This is a genomic window from Alkalinema sp. FACHB-956 (genome assembly GCF_014697025.1).
Taxonomy (GTDB): domain Bacteria; phylum Cyanobacteriota; class Cyanobacteriia; order Leptolyngbyales; family Leptolyngbyaceae; genus Alkalinema.
On sequence record NZ_JACJRC010000002.1, the window covers coordinates 155,725 to 175,471 of the forward strand.

General features: G+C 50.2%; 22 protein-coding genes. 12 read left to right on the forward strand and 10 right to left on the reverse strand.

Features of this window, described 5'->3' with window-relative positions; genetic code table 11:
* Positions 1 to 106: 106 nt before the first annotated feature.
* Positions 107 to 307, forward strand: coding sequence for a hypothetical protein (locus H6G21_RS04065; protein WP_190570803.1), 201 nt, complete (start codon positions 107 to 109; stop codon positions 305 to 307).
* A gap of 207 nt (positions 308 to 514) precedes the next feature.
* On the opposite strand, the gene H6G21_RS04070 is transcribed toward H6G21_RS04065, so the two are convergent.
* Positions 515 to 844, reverse strand: coding sequence for a helix-turn-helix transcriptional regulator (locus tag H6G21_RS04070; protein WP_190570805.1), 330 nt, complete (start codon positions 842 to 844; stop codon positions 515 to 517).
* Entirely contained in the window at positions 837 to 1,226 is a 390-nt protein-coding gene (locus H6G21_RS04075; protein ID WP_190570808.1) for a type II toxin-antitoxin system RelE/ParE family toxin, read from the reverse strand. Before H6G21_RS04075 ends, H6G21_RS04070 begins: the two co-directional genes overlap by 8 nt.
* Before the next feature lie 236 nt (positions 1,227 to 1,462).
* Between H6G21_RS04075 and H6G21_RS04080 the strand changes: the two genes are divergently transcribed.
* Both H6G21_RS04080 and H6G21_RS04085 read left to right on the forward strand, forming a co-directional pair.
* On the forward strand, positions 1,463 to 2,611 hold the full coding sequence (locus tag H6G21_RS04080; RefSeq protein ID WP_190571249.1) for a glycosyltransferase family 1 protein: 1,149 nt from the start codon (positions 1,463 to 1,465) through the stop codon (positions 2,609 to 2,611).
* 37 nt (positions 2,612 to 2,648) lie between these two features.
* Positions 2,649 to 3,749 (forward strand): glycosyltransferase family 1 protein, encoded by a 1,101-nt coding sequence (locus H6G21_RS04085; protein ID WP_190570810.1) that lies wholly within the window; start codon positions 2,649 to 2,651, stop codon positions 3,747 to 3,749.
* Positions 3,750 to 3,795: 46 nt separating this feature from the next.
* Here H6G21_RS04085 and H6G21_RS04090 read toward each other — a convergent pair whose 3' ends face one another.
* Positions 3,796 to 4,170 carry an EamA family transporter gene (locus H6G21_RS04090; protein ID WP_190570813.1) on the reverse strand — a complete coding sequence of 125 codons (375 nt, stop codon included), beginning with the start codon at positions 4,168 to 4,170 and terminating at the stop codon, positions 3,796 to 3,798.
* A 186-nt stretch (positions 4,171 to 4,356) separates the two neighbouring features.
* Between H6G21_RS04090 and H6G21_RS04095 the strand changes: the two genes are divergently transcribed.
* Both H6G21_RS04095 and H6G21_RS04100 read left to right on the forward strand, forming a co-directional pair.
* The gene (locus H6G21_RS04095) at positions 4,357 to 5,100 is read left to right on the forward strand and encodes a Mo-dependent nitrogenase C-terminal domain-containing protein (protein ID WP_347277974.1); all 744 of its coding nucleotides are present in this window, start codon (positions 4,357 to 4,359) and stop codon (positions 5,098 to 5,100) included.
* Positions 5,101 to 5,136: 36 nt separating this feature from the next.
* Entirely contained in the window at positions 5,137 to 7,758 is a 2,622-nt protein-coding gene (locus H6G21_RS04100; RefSeq protein ID WP_190570815.1) for a PhoD-like phosphatase, read from the forward strand.
* A 110-nt stretch (positions 7,759 to 7,868) separates the two neighbouring features.
* Here the strand turns inward: H6G21_RS04100 and H6G21_RS04105 are convergent, their stop codons facing one another.
* Positions 7,869 to 8,378, reverse strand: a complete 510-nt coding sequence (locus H6G21_RS04105; protein ID WP_190570817.1) for a hypothetical protein — start codon at positions 8,376 to 8,378, stop codon at positions 7,869 to 7,871.
* A 323-nt stretch (positions 8,379 to 8,701) separates the two neighbouring features.
* Between H6G21_RS04105 and H6G21_RS04110 the strand changes: the two genes are divergently transcribed.
* The 3 genes from H6G21_RS04110 (at position 8,702) to H6G21_RS04120 (ending at position 10,595) form a co-directional block, all read left to right on the forward strand.
* A complete protein-coding gene (locus H6G21_RS04110; protein WP_190570819.1) occupies positions 8,702 to 9,166 on the forward strand; it encodes a YbjN domain-containing protein in 465 nt (154 codons plus the stop codon).
* Positions 9,167 to 9,262: 96 nt separating this feature from the next.
* Complete coding sequence (locus H6G21_RS04115; protein WP_190570821.1) at positions 9,263 to 9,757, forward strand: lysozyme inhibitor LprI family protein; 495 nt, start codon at positions 9,263 to 9,265, stop codon at positions 9,755 to 9,757.
* A 19-nt stretch (positions 9,758 to 9,776) separates the two neighbouring features.
* Entirely contained in the window at positions 9,777 to 10,595 is an 819-nt protein-coding gene (locus tag H6G21_RS04120; protein ID WP_190570823.1) for a lipoate--protein ligase family protein, read from the forward strand.
* Here H6G21_RS04120 and H6G21_RS04125 read toward each other — a convergent pair.
* From H6G21_RS04125 to H6G21_RS04135, 3 genes are read right to left on the reverse strand one after another with little or no spacing between them, the layout of a single operon-like run.
* Complete coding sequence (locus tag H6G21_RS04125; protein ID WP_190570825.1) at positions 10,552 to 11,091, reverse strand: PsbP-related protein; 540 nt, start codon at positions 11,089 to 11,091, stop codon at positions 10,552 to 10,554. The genes H6G21_RS04120 and H6G21_RS04125 overlap by 44 nt on opposite strands.
* Before the next feature lie 4 nt (positions 11,092 to 11,095).
* A complete protein-coding gene (locus H6G21_RS04130; protein WP_190570827.1) occupies positions 11,096 to 11,605 on the reverse strand; it encodes a DUF6636 domain-containing protein in 510 nt (169 codons plus the stop codon).
* A gap of 51 nt (positions 11,606 to 11,656) precedes the next feature.
* Entirely contained in the window at positions 11,657 to 12,202 is a 546-nt protein-coding gene (locus H6G21_RS04135) for a hypothetical protein (protein ID WP_190570828.1), read from the reverse strand.
* 301 nt (positions 12,203 to 12,503) lie between these two features.
* On the opposite strand from H6G21_RS04135, the gene H6G21_RS04140 reads away from it, so the two are divergent.
* Both H6G21_RS04140 and H6G21_RS25950 read left to right on the forward strand, forming a co-directional pair.
* Positions 12,504 to 13,034, forward strand: coding sequence for a DUF1993 domain-containing protein (locus H6G21_RS04140; protein ID WP_190570830.1), 531 nt, complete (start codon positions 12,504 to 12,506; stop codon positions 13,032 to 13,034).
* Positions 13,031 to 13,159, forward strand: a complete 129-nt coding sequence (locus H6G21_RS25950; protein WP_277875243.1) for a hypothetical protein — start codon at positions 13,031 to 13,033, stop codon at positions 13,157 to 13,159. The genes H6G21_RS04140 and H6G21_RS25950 overlap by 4 nt, the downstream gene beginning before the upstream one ends.
* Here the strand turns inward: H6G21_RS25950 and H6G21_RS04145 are convergent.
* Both H6G21_RS04145 and H6G21_RS04150 read right to left on the reverse strand, forming a co-directional pair.
* Positions 13,154 to 15,574 (reverse strand): Tex family protein, encoded by a 2,421-nt coding sequence (locus H6G21_RS04145; protein ID WP_242041635.1) that lies wholly within the window; start codon positions 15,572 to 15,574, stop codon positions 13,154 to 13,156. The genes H6G21_RS25950 and H6G21_RS04145 overlap by 6 nt on opposite strands.
* Before the next feature lie 329 nt (positions 15,575 to 15,903).
* Positions 15,904 to 17,607: a DUF1565 domain-containing protein gene (locus tag H6G21_RS04150; protein WP_190570832.1), complete on the reverse strand. Its 1,704-nt coding sequence runs from the start codon at positions 17,605 to 17,607 to the stop codon at positions 15,904 to 15,906.
* Between the two features lie 180 nt (positions 17,608 to 17,787).
* On the opposite strand from H6G21_RS04150, the gene H6G21_RS04155 reads away from it, so the two are divergent.
* Together H6G21_RS04155 and H6G21_RS04160 are read left to right on the forward strand one after the other, a co-directional pair.
* Complete coding sequence (locus H6G21_RS04155) at positions 17,788 to 18,123, forward strand: antibiotic biosynthesis monooxygenase (RefSeq protein WP_190570834.1); 336 nt, start codon at positions 17,788 to 17,790, stop codon at positions 18,121 to 18,123.
* 26 nt (positions 18,124 to 18,149) lie between these two features.
* Positions 18,150 to 18,797, forward strand: a complete 648-nt coding sequence (locus tag H6G21_RS04160; RefSeq protein ID WP_190570836.1) for an alpha/beta hydrolase — start codon at positions 18,150 to 18,152, stop codon at positions 18,795 to 18,797.
* Between the two features lie 34 nt (positions 18,798 to 18,831).
* Here the strand turns inward: H6G21_RS04160 and H6G21_RS04165 are convergent, their stop codons facing one another.
* Entirely contained in the window at positions 18,832 to 19,386 is a 555-nt protein-coding gene (locus H6G21_RS04165; protein ID WP_190570839.1) for an SRPBCC family protein, read from the reverse strand.
* Positions 19,387 to 19,747 lie beyond the last annotated feature (361 nt).

Here is a 19,747-nt window from a genome sequence, read left to right on the forward strand (position 1 = left end):
TACTTATCACTTAGAAAATAAGTATGGTTACAAGCAAGATGATGGCAGCTTTGTTCACTTTTTCGCGATTAATGTAGGATCAGATCGTCATTGCATAAATGTTCCCTTGCTCTCTGGGACGGTTGCTATGCTCAGGGAGGAAAAGAAAAGAGCATCTAGCTCATTTGGTTTTAGCTTAGCTGCTTTGATTATCTCAATTTTGACCTTTGGACTTAATGCTGGGCTGAAAATTCGAGAAGAAATTTCAAAGCTGGATCAAACCAATATCCAGCAGCCAACTCAATCAATAGAGCGAAAAGACAAATGAGCCCAACATAGGCCCTTGTATGTTGAAGGAGTCAGGATAGACTAATAACAAACTCACCGGAGAATCTGAATAGGCCCTCAGACAATCGGTTTTCACTCACGAAGACTGCTTGACAGTACCAATACTTGGAACTGATGTCAATAAAGCCACACTCCACGAGGAACAGAGTGATGAACATCCTTAGTTAGACTGAATTCTTGTCCTGAGTTAAGCACTGATAACTCTCGTCTGAGCCTCAAAATCTGGTTGACGTTTAGGAATTACTCGAATCTCTACATCACTGCCCAGCGCGTTCAAAAATTTAAACAGTCTCTCAGTCGAAAAACCAGAGAGCTTACCATTGAGCAGCGCAGAAACTTTAGGCTGATCAATGCCAAGCAACTTTGCGGCTTCAGTTTGGGTTAGGTTTCTAGCATCAATTAAGTTACTGATTTGTCGAACCAGTTCCGCCTTCACCAACAACTCATCAGAATTGGCAAGTCCTAAATCTGCAAAAACGTTTCCACTGCTAGATTGAACCTTGATTTCCTCACTCATTGTCGTTCTCCTCTGGCTGATTTTTGTAATATTGCTCGTAATGCTCTTTTGCCCGTTTCAAGCGTGTCTCAATCAGTTCAATATCTTGCTTAGGAGTCTCAATCCCGCGCTTTGACTTTTTCTGGAACACATGCAGCACGTAAACAGCTTTCTCAAACATAATGCTATACACTGCCCGATAGGTATCTCGATCAAAGTCTTGAACAACCTCCAGAACAGAAGCGCCCTTGAACCCTTTGAGTGGTTTCACACTCGGATGCTTTTCACCACACTGTGCGCGGTACAATGCGTACCCAACCGCTTGTTGAACATCTTCAGGAAAGTCCTTCAAGTCGTCAAGTGAGCTAGCAATCCATTCGATGGGTTTTAGAGATGAGTTCATAAACTCAATTATGCTAGTTTTAGCATAACCCTGTCAAGTTGGACAAATCTCGAACGATCGATACTACAGCCTGCGGCTTGGCAGCAGCAGAAACTACATGATTAAATTCCAGGAATTCAACAGACAAAGCAACCCAGTGGAAATGCATTGCAGCGATCGCCCCGCGCGAATCTTCCCATCATCGATTACGCTGGAGAATGGATTTTCTTCGCCCTACCCCTGTTCAGCGTGGCCCTATGTTTAGCGTGACGATCGATGCAACCTCCGTATTACCCAAACCCAGCGGCATTGGGCTCTATACCCTCAACTTGATCCAAGAACTCGATCGCCTCACCCAACCCGAAAACTTTGAACTGCGCATCTCCTTCCAACCCAGCCTCAAAGGACTCCTCAAAGGCCAATTCAACTACCCCGAACAGCTGTGTCCCTACGAAGATCTAATTCGCACCTTTCCCTTCCCCGTGCGTGCCTCTAATTGGTTTTTACGATTTCCCCAACTGTTTCCCCTAGTGGAATCTCAATTTGGCAAACCCGACATCTACCATGGCACCAACTACATGGTCTTTCCCTTTCGCCACAGCAAACGAGTCGCTACGATCTACGACCTCACCTTTATTAAATATCCCCAATTTGCCACCGCCACCGTCAAAGCCTACGCCCAGCAATTGCGGCGCTGTTTACGCTGGACGGACTTAATCGTTACCATTTCCGACAGTTCCAAACGGGATATCGTGGAATACCTCGGCTTTCCCGACGATCGCATCGCCACCACCTATCCCGCCAGCCGCCTCACCACCGCCGACATCCCCAGCGCCACCGCGATCGCCGACGTTCCCTACCCCTTCAGCAAACCCTACATTCTCTTCGTCAGCACGATCGAACCCCGTAAAAATATCGCTGCTTTAATCCAAGCCTTTGAGCAACTGAAAGCCCGCGATCGCATTGACCATGATCTCGTTCTCATCGGCCAAAAAGGTTGGTTCTACGAAGCAATTTTTGACCAGATCACGCGATCGCCCTATCGCGACCAAATTCACCACCTCAGCTACCTCAGCGATGCCGCCGTCGCCTACTTCCTCGCCCAGGCTGATGTCTTTGTTTACCCATCGCTCTACGAAGGCTTTGGACTGCCCGTTTTAGAAGCCATGACCCTCGGGACTCCCGTCGTCACCAGCAACACTTCTTCTATTCCCGAAGTTGCTGGTGAAGCCGCTCTCCTGGTCGATCCCCAGGATACCGACGCCCTCAGCCACGCGATCGGTCAAGTCATCGGCGATCGTGCCCTGCGGCAACAATTGATCACCCAGGGATACCAGCAAGCCGCCAAATTCTCCTGGGCCGAAACCGCCAAACAAACCCTAAATGCCTATAGACTGTTGGCGTAATCGGCTAGCTTGCGTGCATTGGGATAGGGGAGAAACGATGGGATTGCTGGTAAATTTGGCATTTCTGACCACCAAACCGACGGGGCACACCGTCTATGCCCAAAACCTGGTACCACAATTGCGGGAATTCCATCCCAAGTTGTTGATTAGCCAGGACTCCCTACCCCAATGGCAAACCCTTGCCCCGGAGGATGGCGGCAGTCTCGATTACCTTCCCGTCTCCGGCAAAATGAACCCCGACCACGGCAGCAAAGGCCACCTGCGCCGCCTGCTCTGGACGCAATTCCAACTGCCCCGCCTCTACCGCAAATTCCAGGGCAGCCTCCTCTTCTCCCCCATCCCTGAAATGCCGCTTTGGAGTCGCGTTCCCACGATCGTCACCCTGCATGACCTGATTCCCCTGCGCTTTCCCCGCCAGCGATCGCCCCTGACGCCCTACTTCCGGCACTACATTCCCCGCGTTCTGCGGCAGGCCAAGCATGTGCTGTGCGACTCCGCCGCTACGGCCCGCGATGCCATGGAGTTCTACAACATTCCCGCCAGCCAACTCACCCCCGTCCCTTTGGCCTACGACGCCAGCAACTTCCGCTTTCTAGACCTGCCTCGTAAGCCCTATTTCCTCTACCTAGGCCGCCACGACGCCTACAAAAACCTGTCCAGAGTCCTATCCGCCTTTGCCCAGGTTCCCAATCACCAGGACTATGAACTGTGGATTGCAGGGCCAGCGGATCCTCGTTATACCCCGCAGTTGGAAGGCCAAGCCTGGGATCTGGGGGTTCGGTTGCAGTTCCTCAACTATGTGCCCTACCGGGAATTGCCCGTTTTACTGAATAACGCGATCGGACTGGTTTTTCCCACCCTTTGGGAAGGCTTTGGGCTGCCCGTACTGGAAGCCATGGCCTGCGGAACACCTGTGATTACCTCCAATCTGTCCTCGTTGCCGGAAGTGGCGGGGGATGCCGCTTTGTTAGTCGATCCCTACGATGTCAACGCGATCGCCCAAGCCATGACCGAATTAATCTCCGATGAACAAACCTGGCAACAACTGCGGCAACGGGGTTTAGCGCGCGCCAAGCAATTCAGTTGGCAAAAAACGGGAAAACTGACAGCAGATATCTTGCGCCAGTTTATGGGCTGAATACTGCCCAGGAAGGGACTGTGGAATACTCAGGGTTTGCAATGCTCTAGCTAGAGGTCGATCGGGTTAGCAGCACTACACCCAGAAAGATAAAAGCAATGCCAATGTACTGCACCAGCGTCACTTTTTCTTTGAAGAAGAACAAGCCTAACAAGACTGCAAAGACATAGCTCAACGCTAGCAGGGGACTGGCAATGCTGAGATTCACCTTATTCAGCAGCAAAATATACGTCACCACCCCCAAGCCGTAGCAGACCAGACCCACCAGGATTTGCCACTTGGTGATCATACTGACGATCGCTGCAAGGACATTACTGGAATCGATCGTGCCCAAGGCTAATGCGCCCTGCTTAAGGAAAAACTGACCGCCCACGCTGGCTGCCACCGAGGCCATCAAAAGACAGAACGCCGCGAAGGACATGGCTTCTCCTGGGATACAAACACCTGCTCAGTTGTAGCAGACTGGAGTACCTTAACACAATCTACAGAATTGTAATTCACGGCCAAAGGTGCAGCAAATCTGGTGTTGAGGAATGTTTACAACCAGATGGGTGGAGTCACGGAAATTCCTCAAATCCCAGAAAAGCTGGATTATGATCGAAGCAGTGTGACCAGACGAAAAGGCTCGATCGCAATGACCATGGTAAATTCCAGTGCAAATTCCGGTACCTATACCGACGCACAAATTGAACTCTGGCTCCGAGGTCTCCTTACCTTAGCGTGGGCGGATGGCGATTTTGATGAATCAGAAAAGCAATTGATCGCCTCGCTGACGCACCACGAAATTACCGCTGATGAGAGTGCCAAAATTTTTCAGCCGGTACAGCCTGAAGACCTCAAAGCAGCCTTTGGATCGGATAAAGCCCTAGCAGAAAATTTTCTGCGCACGGCGGTGATGGTGGCGCTGTCCGACGGCACCTATACAACGACTGAGGATGAGCAACTGACGGAGTTTGCCGCGGCCCTAGACACCAGCCACGATGTGCTGGATACCCTGCGACTCACGTTGTGCGATTTAGAAACCCAAACGGCCAGTCCATTGGTGGCTGCGGAAGGCAGTGTCGCCAGTGGACTGCAACCGCCCCAGCACCGGGAAGATTTACTGCAACCCGTTCGGACTTGGCTGGATGGTATGGAGGTGGATGATCCGAAGGTGGCGCGCTTCCTCTGTAAGTTGATTCCGTCCCAATGTCCCTTTGAACGGGATGTGGTGTTATTTGGCAAAAAAATTGTCCACATTCCTCCGATGTGTAAGGTGAATCCGTTGTATGAGCAGTTGGTGGGGTTGCGGTTCCGGGCGTTGTCCTTTTTGGCCGATCGCTGCGGGGAAGACGTCACTCCGTATATCTAGCCAAATCTTGAACCAACTCGCAGATAGTTACATAGAATGACCGATCGCGTTGCTTCCCTCCCTTTAATCTTGGCTGGCCCGATTCTCCAGCATACGGATCCTGAGTCAGTGACGGTTTGGGTGGCCCTGAAAGCCCCTCGCCAAGTGACCCTACGGATTTATGCAACCTCGCAAAATGGTGCTGGGATTGAGTCGTTACGGATGGAGGGGCAACGATCGACGGTACCCTTGGGGCAATTCCTCCATGTGGTGGCGGTGACGGCGACGAGTACGGTTGGGGATCAAGTGAGCGATCGGGCGACAGGTTCGTTAAAAGCCGGTGAAGTTTATGCCTACGATTTGGATTTTCAGCCCCTAGACTCCCCGGAAGGTGGGATTTCACCGAACCTACGATCGAATCACCGATCGGTAACTCTGGAGGGATCGGTAACTCTGGAGGACGCCCTCTGCTCCCCAGCCTTCCCAGCGGTCACGATCAGTTATTTTGACCACAGACTGCCCACCTTTGCCCTGCCGCCCCAGGAACTAGACAACCTCCGCCTCGTCCATGGTTCCTGCCGCAAACCCCACGGCGACGGGGTCGATGCCTTGGCGACCTTGGATGATTTGATTGACCGGGCGATCGGTTCAGAACAACCCCGCCCCCACCAACTGTGGCTGACCGGGGATCAGATCTATGGCGATGATGTGGCCGATCCCTTGCTTTGGGTCGCGACCCAGGTGGGGGATGATTTACTGGGCTGGCGGGAGGCATTGCAACTGCGCTCCAAGGCTGCCGCAGCGAAGCGATCGCCCTCTAACCGATCCCTCTCCAATCGCCCGCCCGCTGACTGCACCAGTTCCCCAATCGAGGCCCTAGAACCCCTGGCTGCTGAAGAATCGGAACAAGCCCGCACGGAATTACTGGCCGATTTGGCGATCGCGGAGGAATTGCGCCCCGGAACCCGCAGTCAGGTGGCGACCAAGGCGGCAGGATTTACGGCAGGGTTATTGAAAAAGTCCCATAAGGTCAATAGTCATTTGCTGAGTTTGGGCGAATTCTATGCGGCCTATCTTTTAGCGTGGTCGCCGATTTGCTGGATCACACAATTTCCCACGGGCGCAGATCAATTTGGTCGATCGTCATCGCGCAAAGTCGATCCCCATCGCACGGCCAAGCAAGCGGCTAAACAATGGGATCGGGAAGTGCGGGATATCCAAGCCTTTATTCACAGCCTGTGGAAAGTGCGACGGGCGATCGCCAATGTGCCGATGTACTGCATTTTTGACGACCACGATGTTAGTGATGATTGGTATCTCAATCAGGCTTGGTGTTTGCGCGTGTTGAGTAAACCCTTGGGGCGACGGGCGGTGCAGAATGCGTTACTGGCCTATGCTGTGTTTCAGGGCTGGGGCAATACCCCGGACCGATTTGCAGCGGGCCAGTTGGGGGAACAGTTGTTACAGGCGGCGGCGCAATGGTCGGCCTCCCAGGGGCAAGATGCTCAGGTTTGGGAACGGTTAGGACAGTTATTGGGAATGCCCCAGTTCGATCGCACGGGGGTTCCGATTTTCGTTCGGGATGGCGATATGTGGGTACTTAGTCGGCACCCCGACGCGCTTCCCTGGCATTACAGGTTACAGAGTCCTTGCCACGATGTGATCGTGCTGGATACCAGAACTTGGCGCGGCTACCCGATCGCAGAAAAGATCATCGCTCCACCGACATTATTATCTCCCAGCGCCTTTCAGGAGCAGTTACAAAAGCCGTTGCAGGAGATATCACAACAACCGTTGAATCCAGAAGTATCTAAGACAGACTCTACACGTCCCACTCGCATAACCTTTTTGATTGCACCAACCAATCTTTTTGGTTTACAGGCGATCGATTGGATTCAGCATTGGTATTTACGTCAGAATAAAGTCTTTGCCCATGATGTGGGGGATGCTTGGAATATTCGTCTACCAGCATTGGCGAACCTGTTGACAACATTGTTAAATCAAGACCAATCGGTTGTCGTTTTATCGGGGGATATTCACTATGGCGCGGCAGTGGCGCTAGATTACTACCCGTTAAATCCAGCCCAGGCCAGTCATCGTCAATTGGTGCAGTTAACCTCTAGCGCTTTAAAAAATGAAGAATTGATCACTCGACTGATTCAAACGCGCTTGAAACAATGGCTGTTACCAGAACGCGATCGTTTGTGGATTGGCTGGCAAGATCCGATCGCCATGATGCCTGTCGCAAAAGTTCCTAACTCTACGCAACCCGCCGATCGGCCATTCAACGATCGATCCCTCAACGATCGCCCCGTACCAGACTGGTATTGTAAACTGGCTTGGATTCGGCCTCGGCCTCCGCAGCGAGTGGGCCGGGTAATTGGTTTAGAGGCTCCGCAGCCAGGGCGATCGGAGGTAACGCATCGCCGTTTCTGGGGGAATCGATTACGGCGTTGGTTGGTCGATATCTTTGCGCCGCTGAATCATTGGTTTCAGGCAGGGTCTGAAGTGATCGGGCATAACAATTTAGGCCATGTGCAAGTTCGTTGGGATGCGGCCCAGCAACAATTTATTGTGACGCAGGATCTGTATTGGCGACGATCTACGGCACCGAGTGTTCTAGTATGCAGTCGGTTTTGTACGTCAACCCACCAACCCGATCGTGGCAAGCAGCTGTAACTCAGTCCCTAAGACCACTGGAGGCTATTGCCTCCCCATCAGTGGATTATTCAAAGGGAGATGCTGTCCCAAACCCCTGGATTAGCATCCCCCTGGGATTGAGAATCGATTTATTTCACACACCAAACTTCATACTCCACCACCAACCCAGGAAAAGCCAACGCATTGACAACCCGTAGAGTTCCTGCAGCGGGTTTTACCTGAACAGTTTGGAAATAACCAGCAAAGCGCCCTAAAATTGCGTTGAAGTCGGCCTCGCTATAGCCATTCACAAGCGTAAATTCAATTCGAGCAATGTCACTGCGATTAAGTTGGTTTTGTCGCAAGAAGATATCTAACTCATTCAGAACGTAGTCGGTTTGAGCAATATAGTTACCAGGAGACACAATTGAGAAGTTAGGCTGTTGAGCTGCAATACCGGAAAAGAAATACCAGTTTTTGATATTACTGAGTTTCAAACCCCAATTAAAAATACTCGTGAAGTTAGGTAAACGTGGATTTTCTAGCGCCTCTTTCCGCAAACCTTGACGATTGGTTTGGGCATTGACCGAGCTCACAAAAATAAAAATCACGAGCAGCGGCACAACCAAAAACACCAGTAATCTTTTGAGGTTCATCATCAACCTTCACTTTGTTTCTATCAAAACAGATAAGAATGAAACAAGACTATCACTGATTCCTATCAACACCAAAGGCGGGATGCTGAATTTTTTATGAAGCTGTATAAACTTCAAATGAGCTGATAATACTACATCAATTCTTCAATACTACACATGGTATCGCTCCTATGTTGGCCCTCATCAAGTCTATGCTCTTCCAGAAATCTCATCCCCCAATCAGCTAAAGAAATACCAAGAGATGGTTTTTCCTGATTTTTCAGTGCCATTATGGAAATGTATTCTGTCCAATTTCATCTATTGATTGCCCAACTTAAAGGAGCTTTATGTCGATCGACCTTGAACTGCCCAATATTACCCCCGAAGATGGATCGGGTTCAGTCAATTTGATTGAAGCGATCGAGACGGTAATCGCCAGCCTGGATACAACCGATTCAGCCATGGTCAGTCAAGGGGATAACGGGCATCTGTGGAAGTTTCAGTATGGGTCGGTCGAAGTTTTTGTCCAACTAACTGGCACCACCGATGATGATGTCCTGACAGTGTGGTCTCGGGTGCTGGTTCTTCCGGTGGCCAATGAAGCCGCCCTCACCCGCAAGCTCTTGGAAATGAATTGGCTCAGTACCTTTGAAGCCCGATTTGCGATCGCGGACAATCAAGTCATCGTCATGGCTAACCGAACCGTTGCAGAGATTTCTCCCGGCGAAATCTCCCGCGCGATCACGGTCGTTGCCACGATCGCCGATGACCATGACGAAGCCCTCATTGCCGAATTCGGTTCAAGCCATTAACCCACCACTGTCCCTTCATGCCGAAATTCAGGAAACCAGGGATTTCAACCTGTATTCGGCTTTAGACAATCAATCTGAACGGTGGAGGAATACACTATGCATCACAAACGATCCTGGAGCTATGGGCCATCAGGACTCTTAACATCAGGACTCTTAACCATGGGTTTAATCCTTGTCCCATCTGCCCAAGCCAAGGAACTGCCCAACTGTCGCCAACCCAAAACCAACTTAGAAAAAAGCATTTGTCAAGCTGCGGTGAATTGCAATAAACCTGTTACGCAGTTAGACATGAATTTTTGCAGCGCTTGGGATGCAGAGGTTAGCGATCGTCAACTTAATCAAGTTTATAAACAACTGAGACAACAAAACCGTCAATTTAACAATCAACACTCCAAAAAACGGGATAAATATTTAGTCGATTCCCAATTAGCATGGCTCAAGTATCGCGATACCCATTGCCAATGGATTGCTAGCCGCTTCGATGGTGGCAGTGCCCAACCGATGCTCTATAGCAGTTGTTTAGCGAATATCACGCAACAACGCACCAATGAGTTACAAGCAGAATTGGATGTTGAAAAATCGCTGCATTAAGCATTCATGATAGCTCCGATTGTCTATGCCTGAAACTTGGCGATTGATTCCACACTTGTGTACCCATGGCGCAATGCAAATGGCGATCGATCGCTACTTTTTAACTCGCCATGCCTTGGGTACCCATCCGCCCGTACTCCGGTTTTACAGCTGGTCACCCGTTGCCCTGTCCCTCGGCTACCACCAGCGCAGCTATCCCGCAACCTGGCACGGCTTAACCTGGCAAGGACAACCGATCGATCTCGTGCGCCGACCGACGGGAGGCAGGGCTGTTTTACATCAAGGTGATCTGACCTATGCTGTAGTTGCTTCCGGCTTCGCAACCAACCGGATGGAAAGCTATCAACAAATTTGTGAATTTCTGATTCAAGGGCTGGCGACGATCGGCATTGAACTCCACTACGGTAGCGCTGGACGGGGTTATATTCACAATCCCAATTGTTTCGGCACAGCAACGGCAGCGGATTTAGTGATGGCCGATGGGAGCAAGCTGATCGGCAGTGCCCAAGCCCGCAAGGGAAAGGCGATTTTGCAGCATGGTTCCATTCGCCTCACCCCCGATCGAACGTTATTTGCAACCGTCTTTGGTGAAACGGATTTATTCCTACCACAGTTATCTCCTCAGCAGCAGAATATCCATCAACTGATGGATGCGTTAATGCAAGCTGCAAGTGACTGTTTTGGAGTTACGTTCACAATCCAGCCGTTAACGCCTGATGAATTCCAGGAAATTCAGGAAATGATTGATTGTCTGGAAGATGTGAATCCCATTCCCTGGACTTCGTCCGATCGATCTACTCTCCAACCTGAATCGATCGATGAATTTGATTCACGCTAGCAGGAACTTGAGCACTTTGGTAAAAGGTGATTAGAACTATCGTTTCATCTACATTTTTAGCAATGTAAGTCGTGACACTACCAATAAAATCTGCTTCATCGCTCGTTGCGTAAATCCTGACTGCGGGCTGGCCACTAATGCGTAAACGTTCTGTTTTCTGAATTGTGTTGGACATACCTCTGGGAGCAGGTTTAACCGCATCTTCTAAGGACTGATCGATAACGAATGCAGCCAACTTCACCATCCCTTTCGGTGCCATGCCCCCACCTTGGATGGGCGGTTTCTGGTTATAAAGTGTGATCGTTTCACCTTCAGAGCGATCGACCCAATGGGAGGGTGCCTTAAACTGAATACGATCGATTTTGTAGGTCTTCAGTTGTGCCTTCTGGGTTTGCGCTTGGGATGGAATGGCATTGCTGACAACGATCGTTGCTGGGAGCAAAGCTGGGAGCAAAATGGTCAAGAGTGCCGAGAGTGTCCATAGGATTTTCTTCATAGGTTTAAAACACTTTCCAGTCTTCGCGATTGAGGAAAAAGCCATTGCCTTTGCCGTTGGTACAAGTTAAGCCTGCTTTGGTTGCTTTACAGCTAAACCCATTCTTTTTCCAGGTTTTGCCATAATCCAGCGTTGGATAATCCGGCGAATACATCGTATCGCCAACGCATAAAACCGTCGCGGGCTTTTTCGCTTTCGAGAGGCGCAGACCCGCACCCCAATCTAAATTGCAGGATTTGGGTTGACGGGGCATGGGATTGAGCTTGCTCCCGATTTCACAGCGAAGAATCGGTGATTCCTTAGCCAGATCACCCCCCACTTCATGGCTGATGCAGTAAATATTACCGCTAGGCAGCATGAAGCCATCACTATTTTCGATCGCCTGGGTCGGTTGGCCGATCGCCATGATTCCCACTGCCATTCCACTACTTAATAGTCCAATGCTCAATGCTCTAATACTCAACGCCCCAATACTCAACGCCCCAATACTCAAGACTGTGTAGTGTGTCATCATTCACCAAGCAATTTTCTCAATTGGAACAAAATTATAAGGCAATGTGTGAGGTTACAGTCGCAGTTCCTCGCCAAATACCTTCAGCATGTTGCGCGTAGAGGTTATTGCGCGATCGGTGACTGACTGTCGTTCTTGTTGATTGAAAATAGTGCGCACCTTACTCTGAGACGGCTCAATGCCCACTTCAACTTCTGCAACCAAGCGACCCTTCTCAAAAATCCAAGCCTGCCCATTACCCGTATCTCGGAACGCATACAAGCGACCACCATAGAAGTAAGCCACTGGCCCATTGTCTCCGGGTGGCCCTTCTAGGGAGACCTTCATCACAAGATCTTCCATACGGCAAATGTCGTGCTTGAGACCATTTACTGTTTTCTGGTGAAACACACAGTGTTTGTCAGCAAAGCGGGTGCGCTGATCGAAGACTTGTTTGTAGGCCAATTTCTGCGATTTTTTCAGTGGCTGAGCTTGCGCGCCGATTGTCGTGACGGTTGTTGTGATAGTTGTCGTGACGAGGGTCGTGAGTGCAATAGCTGCCAGATCTGTAGTGATCCCCAGCATTAGCGTGAGAGAACAGACCCGAAAAAATTTAAACATTCTCGATAATGATATTAATAGCTTATCTCTTAAAGTAGACGATGGATAATGATTCAATAATCAGTAAATTTACGATACTTTAAGAAAACTGAATCAACTAGATCAACGTACCTCTGATGACGACGCCAGTGATGACGACGCCAGTGATGATGACGCCAGTAATTTGTCGATCAGTGTATTGAAGAGATTGAGCAATAGCTTGGTTATAGGAGGCCAAGGCAGATAGAGTAACCATCGTCGATTCTGCGAACTATCATAGAAAAAATGGTATGTGTAACCCAGTCGCTGGAGAATCGATCAAATGTCGAGTCAAACCATAGAATTTTTCCGATCGCTCTTTGATAGCCGTTTGGCAACCCTGGAGCATCTTCTGAAATCTGCTCAGGCCCATCTTGGTGATAGCGATGCATTGCTTCAGCAGCGCATTGCACCCGATATGTTTCCCCTAGGAACTCAGATAGTCTTTACTTGCAACCAACCCCGCAACTTTGCTCTGTGGTGTGAAGGCAAACCCGCTGATAATCTAGATCCAGAGGTTGCGTCCATGGGCGTAGCTTACGAGTACCTATCCGCTACTCGCCAGTTACTGGCAGGAATTACTGCCGCAGATCATCAATTAGCGGAAGTCACCCGAATTAATCTTGGGCAAGGACTCTATTTGGAACTCTCTGGGAGTGCCTATGTCAATGATTTTTTGATTCCTAACCTCTACTTTCACCTAGTCACCGCCTATGACATTCTGCGGATGGCTGGAGTCCCGATCGGAAAACGGGATTACATGCTGCACTTAGTCCCGTTTTTGAAACATGAGCCCTACGAAGACCGGAAATGATAAATCATCCAGGAATGCCATGGGCGATCGATAGAACGAGCAATCGCTGGAACGAGCGATCGGTGGAACAATGTTATTTGCGCCGTTATTTGCGCCCGATCGCTCAGCATTTCCTCACCCTATAACTTCCGGCCAAACCTCGCCTTCAGCGCCTCTAGGGAGTTATCTGAATCCGCCTGCCCTGATTGCTGATTTGATTGGGATTCCGCAGCTTTTTTGGGCATTTTTGCTGGATTTTCGGCCTTGGTTTTATCGCCCGCTTTAAGTTTATCTCCCGAAGATTTAGCTCCCGATTGTCCCTGCGATCGCGGTTGGGGACGGCCTTGGGGTCGATCGTTTGCTGACCGATCGCTGGCCTGCCGATCGCTGGATGGTCGCTGATTTGTCCCATCAGGCGATCGCATCGAGAGGCCAATTCGTTTCAGAGCTGGATTCACCTCTAAAACCCGTACCTTGACCACCTGTCCCACCTTGACAACCTGTTTTGGGTCACTGACAAAGCGATCGGCCAACTGCGACACATGCACCAATCCATCTTGGTGTACCCCAATATCCACAAAAGCGCCGAAATTGGCAACATTAGTGACAATGCCCTCCAACTCCATACCCATTTGTAAATCGGTAATTTCCTTAATATCCTCTCGGAATGTGGCGTATTTGAATTCCTCGCGGGGATCCCGTCCCGGTTTCTCCAACTCACTGATGATATCCCGCAATGTCGGTTCCCCGACGGTATCAGTAATGTACTTCTTCAAATTGGCTTGTAGTTGTGCCGAAATCTGACTCGTTTCCGTCAGCGGGACTCCGAGGTCTTTCGCGATCGCTTCCACGAGGCCATAACTTTCCGGATGCACGGCTGTGTTGTCTAGGGGATTGCTGCCATCGCGAATCCGTAGGAAGCCCGCCGCCTGTTCATAGGTTTTGGGGCCGAGTTTGGTCACTTTGAGCAATGCTTTACGATCGCGGAATGCGCCCTTTTCATTGCGGTAGGCCACAATGTTATTGGCAATGGTGGGGGAAATGCCAGACACAAAGGTCAGCAATTCCTTAGAAGCCGTATTTAAGTCAACCCCCACATAGTTAACGCAACTCTCAACAGTCTCATCCAGCTTGCGTTTCAGTAGTTTTTGATCGACATCATGTTGGTACTGTCCTACCCCGATCGACTTCGGGTCAATCTTCACCAATTCTGCAAGGGGATCCTGTAATCGCCGACCAATACTAATTGCGCCCCGCACCGTCACATCGAGGTCAGGGAATTCCGCGATCGCCACATCACTGGCAGAATAAATCGACGCACCGGATTCATTCACAATAACTTTGATCGGCTTAGGTTCCAATTCTCCAATCACTTCCCCGACGAATTCTTCGGTTTCCCGGCTAGCGGTTCCATTCCCGATCGCGATCAATTGAATCTGATGTTCCTGAATCAGTTGCTTCAGCATGATTGCGGCTTGTTTGCGTTTTTCTGCACCTGTATGGGGAAAGACCGCTTGGTATTGCAGAAATTTACCTGTGGTATCCAGGACTGCGACCTTACAGCCCGTCCGGAATCCAGGGTCGATCGCCAGTGTCGGTTGCATTCCCGCCGGAGCCGACAGCAGCAATTCCCGCAGATTCGATTCAAAGGTCTTAATGGACTCGATATCGGCTTCCAATTTCTTCTGCGATCGCACTTCACTAATCAGCGAATTTTTCATCAAGCGATTAAAGGCATCCTTGATCATCGATCGATAAAAGTCCCGCAGCGATCGCACCTTGGTACGAATCACTTCGGTTTCTAAATAAGCAAGCACCTGCTCTTCTTCAAAGGTCAGTTCAAAGTCCACAATCCCTTCTGACTCGCCGCGATACAGGGCTAGCAAATTGTGGGGCGCGATCGCTTTCACCTTCGCTTGGTAACTGCGGTACATTTCAAACTTCGTCGTGCCTTCGGGGTAATCCTCCTTCACACGGGAAACCAATACCCCCGTATCCAGCAGAAATTCCCGCACGTATACCCGATAGTCGGCATTTTCCGCCACTTCCTCTGCCAGGATGTCCGAGGCTCCCTGGAGCGCTTCCTCGGCGGTTTTGACACCTTTTTCTTCCGAAATGTACTTTGCTGCTTGCGTCAGCAAATCCTGCTCTGCCACGGTGGGCTGATTCAGTGCTTTAATCCACTCAGCCAAGTCTCCTAGCCCTTTCTCGCGGGCGATCGTGGCACGGGTGCGACGTTTGGGCTTGTAGGGCAGGTATAAATCCTCTAGCTCATTCTTTTGCAAACAATGGACAATCTTGCTGCGCAGTTCGTCCGTCAGCTTGCCCTGGGATTCGATCGACTCCAGAATCGTCTTTTTGCGATCTTCTAGTTCCGTTAGGTAGGTGAAGCGATCGAACAAATTCCGGAGTTGAATTTCATCCATGGATCCCGTGCGCTCCTTCCGGTACCGCGCAATGAAGGGAACCGTCGCACCTTCATCAAACAGTTCTAGGGCACTCTCCACCTGTTGCAGACGGAGGGACAATTCTTCGGCAAGGAGCTTAGGAATCTCGATCATAGAAACACGCAACGTTCAAAACAGCAAATCTAATACCTCACTATAGCAATCGAGTTGAAGGGACGATCGCGGGATTAAAAACTCTCATGCATGGAACAAAAAGCTCCCACCTATCTCCGCGATAAGTGAGAGCTAATGGAATGATGGACAATATTAAGCCTTGCAGCCCCCCGGCCTGACAGCCCCCCGATCGGCCAGCCTCCATCCTAGAAGGATTTTGAGGCATTGTATGGGGCAGGGACTGACGGATTCACAAGACCTATGGATTCACAAGACCTATGGGTTCACAAGACCTATGGGTTCACAAAAGTCTACAGATTCACACAAGCCTACGGATTCACAATAAATGTCGAAGAAATGGCTTCTGCCTTCCCTGCATTCACCAACGCCTGGTAAACAAACGCGGCCACTTCTGCACGAGTCGCTTCCCGATTGGGATTCAGCAGGTTGAGATTGGGATGGTTCACCACAATCCGACGCTGGGTTGCCGATGCCACAAACTTTGTGGCATAGCTGGGAATCGTATTGCCATCCTGATATCTTGCCAAGATGGATACGTTGCCCTCGCCGTATTGCAGGCCATTGGCCAAGGCCACTAACACTTGCACCCGAGGAATGCGTTGTTCCGGTTTGAACAAGCCACCGGGATAGCCTGCCATAAAGCCTCCCTTTGAGGCTGTTTGAATCGCTGAGTAGCCCCAAAAACTGGTTGAGACATCGCTAAATTCAACCGCATTCCGGCGAGGGGCAGGGCTAAAGGCTTTGTTGATAATGGCAGCAAACTGAGCACGGGTTACAGGGGCTTCCGGCTTAAAAGTCCCATCGGGGAAGCCCGCAATGATATTTTTAGCTGCCAGTTGTTTGATAAATGCCTCTGCCCAGTGACCTTTGATGTCGGTGGGGCCCCCGATCGGGTCGTCGATCGGAACTCCCGTATCCTTCGCCACCAGAACCACTTTGCCACTAATCTTTTTCGGATCAATGTTGTTACCGATGGCAGAAATTTCTTGACTGCCAGCGTTATTCACATCTAACTTCGTGTTGTTGCGAACGGTGTTGTTACCATCATCCCCTGTGATGCCTAAATCAGGTTTTGCATTGACCGTCGCAACCACCCCATCCCGTTGATTGTTCGTAATCACATTGCCCCGCAGCACCGGTTGAGCTGCGTCGTTAATGTAAATCCCATCTTGGTTTTGGGTGATTTGGTTATTTTCTAAACGCGGGGTGGATGTGCCCCCGATCGCCAACCCAAAGCCCGTATCCTGCATGATGTTATTGCGAATCAAGCCCTGGGCTGTACGAGCAATGGAAATACCATTACCCTGATTTTTCAGAAATACACTATCGGTAATGGTGGGGTTGGCACTACCGGTAATAAAAATCCCTTCCCGCACGCTATTGGCAAAGGTACAGTTGACGATCGTAGGATTGGTGCCTTCGATCCAAATGCCCGTGCCTCGACTCAGGGGATTGGTGACATTGACCCCCCGAATTTCACTATTCGCCGCTGCTAACAGGGTAATATTTTGGCGAGCAAAGGTCGGGCTCACAAAGGCTCCCCCACCGATAATGGTGGTCGTCGTCCCTTTATTCGGTTCATCCCCCCGTAGGATAATCCCCGGTTTCAAGATCAGGGGAAAAACTTCTCCATTGTCTTTGGTGTAACTGCCGGAGGCCAGTTGAATCACGGTGCCTGGTTGAGCTTGTTGTAGCGCGTAGGTGATGCTTTTTAGCGGCGCAACCTCGGTACCGCCCGTTGCAGTATCCTGGCCCAACGCCGAGTTGACGTAAATAATCTTGGCATTGCTGGGTAGCTGGGCCGTCAGGGTTTCGGTGGAAAAGCCCCACGGCATTGGGTTGGCTAGTACAGGAGAGATAACAGCCAGGGGTGTCAATCCCGCAAGACTGGTGAGGACAATCCACCGTAGAGAGGCCCCAGCGTGGCATTGGGGGGGATTTCTGCGGGGGGAGAGGGGAGATGATTGTTGCGCGATCGCGGTGGTCTCGATCGACTTGCCCTGATTCGCCATAGGTGTTCTAAAGGTTTCTACAAACTGGGGTGTTGTTGTTGTCAATGACCCGACAAAGAACTCTGGGTTCCCATAGGGATTCTGAAGAAATATACCCCTGATCTCACAAAAGGCTGCATTCTCCATCAAAATTTGAAAGGGAAGGTCGCTTCCCCACGCTTCATTTCTGGAGGGAACCTTATGCAAGATTTTCGCGACTGTTTAACCCATAAGCTCGCTCGGGTCACGATCGCTGAATTTCTACCAGGCAAGTTTGAAGAAGCTCAAAGGCTGTACCAAGAGGCGGTAGATACCTATCGGGAAGGCTTTTGTGGAGCCTATTTGCTACGGGAGCAAGGCAGCGATCGGGGGATTTCGGTGATTTTGTGGGATGACGAAGCAGCGATGGCGGCCCATGAGACGGCGGTTCATCAGGCGATTCTTAACCAAATGGCTCCGCTCTTTGCCAGCCGCCCAGAAAATCGCGAGTATGAAGTTGTGAGCGAGGTCGTCCCGTCGGAGGTGGTGGCCTCCTAGCAGTGTTGTTCTAGAGAGGGGTCAGCATGATCGGACAGCAGCAATCTATCGTTTCCATACCCGTTGTCGCCCGTGACCAAAATCTGCCTGGAAGAGTGCTACGGCGGACATTGCAGGGTTGGAGCCGAATTTTAGCCCGGGTCTGTGGTTGTCCGATCGGCTTTACCTTCTTTTTGGGAATCGCCTTTTTTGGAATCGCCCCAGCCCAGGCCGCAGAAACTGCGATTGTGAAGTACAGCATCCTGCGGGAGTCAATCCCAGTGAAGGACTTAAGCGAATTTGGCAAAACAGGCACCCCATCACCCGCCCTCGCTGCCCACCTGAAGTTAGCAAAGCGGGATCCGGCCCAAGTTCGCCAAAACCTAACCGATACCGTCAAACTCGACAAAAAATTAGCCGATCGGGTGTTAAATAGCCCCATCGGCGATCGCTTTCTTGATGAACTCAGTACCGCGATTTACAATCCTGCGGGAGTGGCCGATCGGCAAGCTTTGCGAGCGGCACTGACCTTATCCATTCAAGATGATGGCAAACTTTCGGTCTTAGAAGTTCTGGAAAAGTATCCGACTCAGGAAGTGATGATCGACGGCGATCGCATGGCCGAAGTTTACCAACAGTTACGCAAGTTAGAAAAACGGCTAAAAAATCCCCTGGGCTTGTTGAAGCTTGGGTAGCGCCCAGGGACCGCAGATTGCCTTCGATCGCGCCTTACCGTTTACAAATCACCCGCCGCATTTGTTCCATGTTGTTGGGCAAGTCCAGCTTAATTGCTTCTTGAATAAAGGCACCAGGTACGGGTACCGTTGGCGTCGCTTGGACGGAGTAGGTAATAATCGTGCCTTCTCCCCAAGCCTGTAGTTCCAAATCTGCGCTGAAATCGTTAAAGTTTCCCGACTCCATAAAAAATTGAATGCGCTGGTGATGGGTTTCCAGAACTTTTAGGTAAACTTCCACCTGCGCTGTAAAAAATAAGAAGGCTTTGCTGGCAGCTTGATAGAGGCGTTTGATCTGACGCTTGACTGTGGCCCCACTGGTGTTGATACCGTTGTGAATCACTTCGCTACGATGGATATCTGGGAAATAGGCTGTCCAACGGGAATAATCGGTCAACTGCTGCCAAACTTCCGTGTGGGGCGCAGGAATATACATCTTTGCGGTAACAGCTCCCCCCCAGGCGGAGTAGGGCCGGGTCTCCAGAAGAATTTCTCCTTTGAGCAGCGCAGAAAGCGTGTCAGATGTGGAGGAAACAGGTGTAGCAGTCATGCAGGTATCTAATCCGATGAATGAAGAGTGGATAATTTCTTAATGGATCCATCTAGGATTGATGGGCATTGAGGCATCCATTAAGACCGTAACGACCAGACCGTAAAAAGTGCATCATCCCTTCGTTAAGATTTGAAGAATTCCAAGAACCGACCTATAGAATTCCCAGAGGCCAAATAGAGCCGAAGCGACTTTAAAATTTGAAGCTAAATTCAATAATTCAGTACTTTAACTGAAACAATTCAAAGTATATCGCCATACTATTACAACTTTTTCACACTACCCCTAATCATGGCAACTGGGTATCGATCGTGCATCCGTAAAGGTATTGTCGGTTAATGTAGAGGATGTGCAAGGATGA

Coding starts and splice junctions, on each gene's coding strand:
- H6G21_RS04155 (WP_190570834.1), top strand. CDS start 17,788: ATGCAAGATTTTCGCGACTGTTTAACCCATAAGCTCGCTCGGGTCACG.
- H6G21_RS04115 (WP_190570821.1), top strand. CDS start 9,263: ATGCATCACAAACGATCCTGGAGCTATGGGCCATCAGGACTCTTAACA.
- H6G21_RS04140 (WP_190570830.1), top strand. CDS start 12,504: ATGTCGAGTCAAACCATAGAATTTTTCCGATCGCTCTTTGATAGCCGT.
- H6G21_RS04075 (WP_190570808.1), bottom strand. CDS start 1,226: ATGAACTCATCTCTAAAACCCATCGAATGGATTGCTAGCTCACTTGAC.
- H6G21_RS04125 (WP_190570825.1), bottom strand. CDS start 11,091: ATGAAGAAAATCCTATGGACACTCTCGGCACTCTTGACCATTTTGCTC.
- H6G21_RS04160 (WP_190570836.1), top strand. CDS start 18,150: ATGATCGGACAGCAGCAATCTATCGTTTCCATACCCGTTGTCGCCCGT.
- H6G21_RS04100 (WP_190570815.1), top strand. CDS start 5,137: ATGACCGATCGCGTTGCTTCCCTCCCTTTAATCTTGGCTGGCCCGATT.
- H6G21_RS04135 (WP_190570828.1), bottom strand. CDS start 12,202: ATGTTTAAATTTTTTCGGGTCTGTTCTCTCACGCTAATGCTGGGGATC.
- H6G21_RS04165 (WP_190570839.1), bottom strand. CDS start 19,386: ATGACTGCTACACCTGTTTCCTCCACATCTGACACGCTTTCTGCGCTG.
- H6G21_RS04110 (WP_190570819.1), top strand. CDS start 8,702: ATGTCGATCGACCTTGAACTGCCCAATATTACCCCCGAAGATGGATCG.
- H6G21_RS04105 (WP_190570817.1), bottom strand. CDS start 8,378: ATGATGAACCTCAAAAGATTACTGGTGTTTTTGGTTGTGCCGCTGCTC.
- H6G21_RS04070 (WP_190570805.1), bottom strand. CDS start 844: ATGAGTGAGGAAATCAAGGTTCAATCTAGCAGTGGAAACGTTTTTGCA.
- H6G21_RS04130 (WP_190570827.1), bottom strand. CDS start 11,605: ATGATGACACACTACACAGTCTTGAGTATTGGGGCGTTGAGTATTGGG.
- H6G21_RS04085 (WP_190570810.1), top strand. CDS start 2,649: ATGGGATTGCTGGTAAATTTGGCATTTCTGACCACCAAACCGACGGGG.
- H6G21_RS04080 (WP_190571249.1), top strand. CDS start 1,463: ATGTTTAGCGTGACGATCGATGCAACCTCCGTATTACCCAAACCCAGC.
- H6G21_RS25950 (WP_277875243.1), top strand. CDS start 13,031: ATGATAAATCATCCAGGAATGCCATGGGCGATCGATAGAACGAGCAAT.
- H6G21_RS04090 (WP_190570813.1), bottom strand. CDS start 4,170: ATGTCCTTCGCGGCGTTCTGTCTTTTGATGGCCTCGGTGGCAGCCAGC.
- H6G21_RS04150 (WP_190570832.1), bottom strand. CDS start 17,607: ATGGCGAATCAGGGCAAGTCGATCGAGACCACCGCGATCGCGCAACAA.
- H6G21_RS04145 (WP_242041635.1), bottom strand. CDS start 15,574: ATGATCGAGATTCCTAAGCTCCTTGCCGAAGAATTGTCCCTCCGTCTG.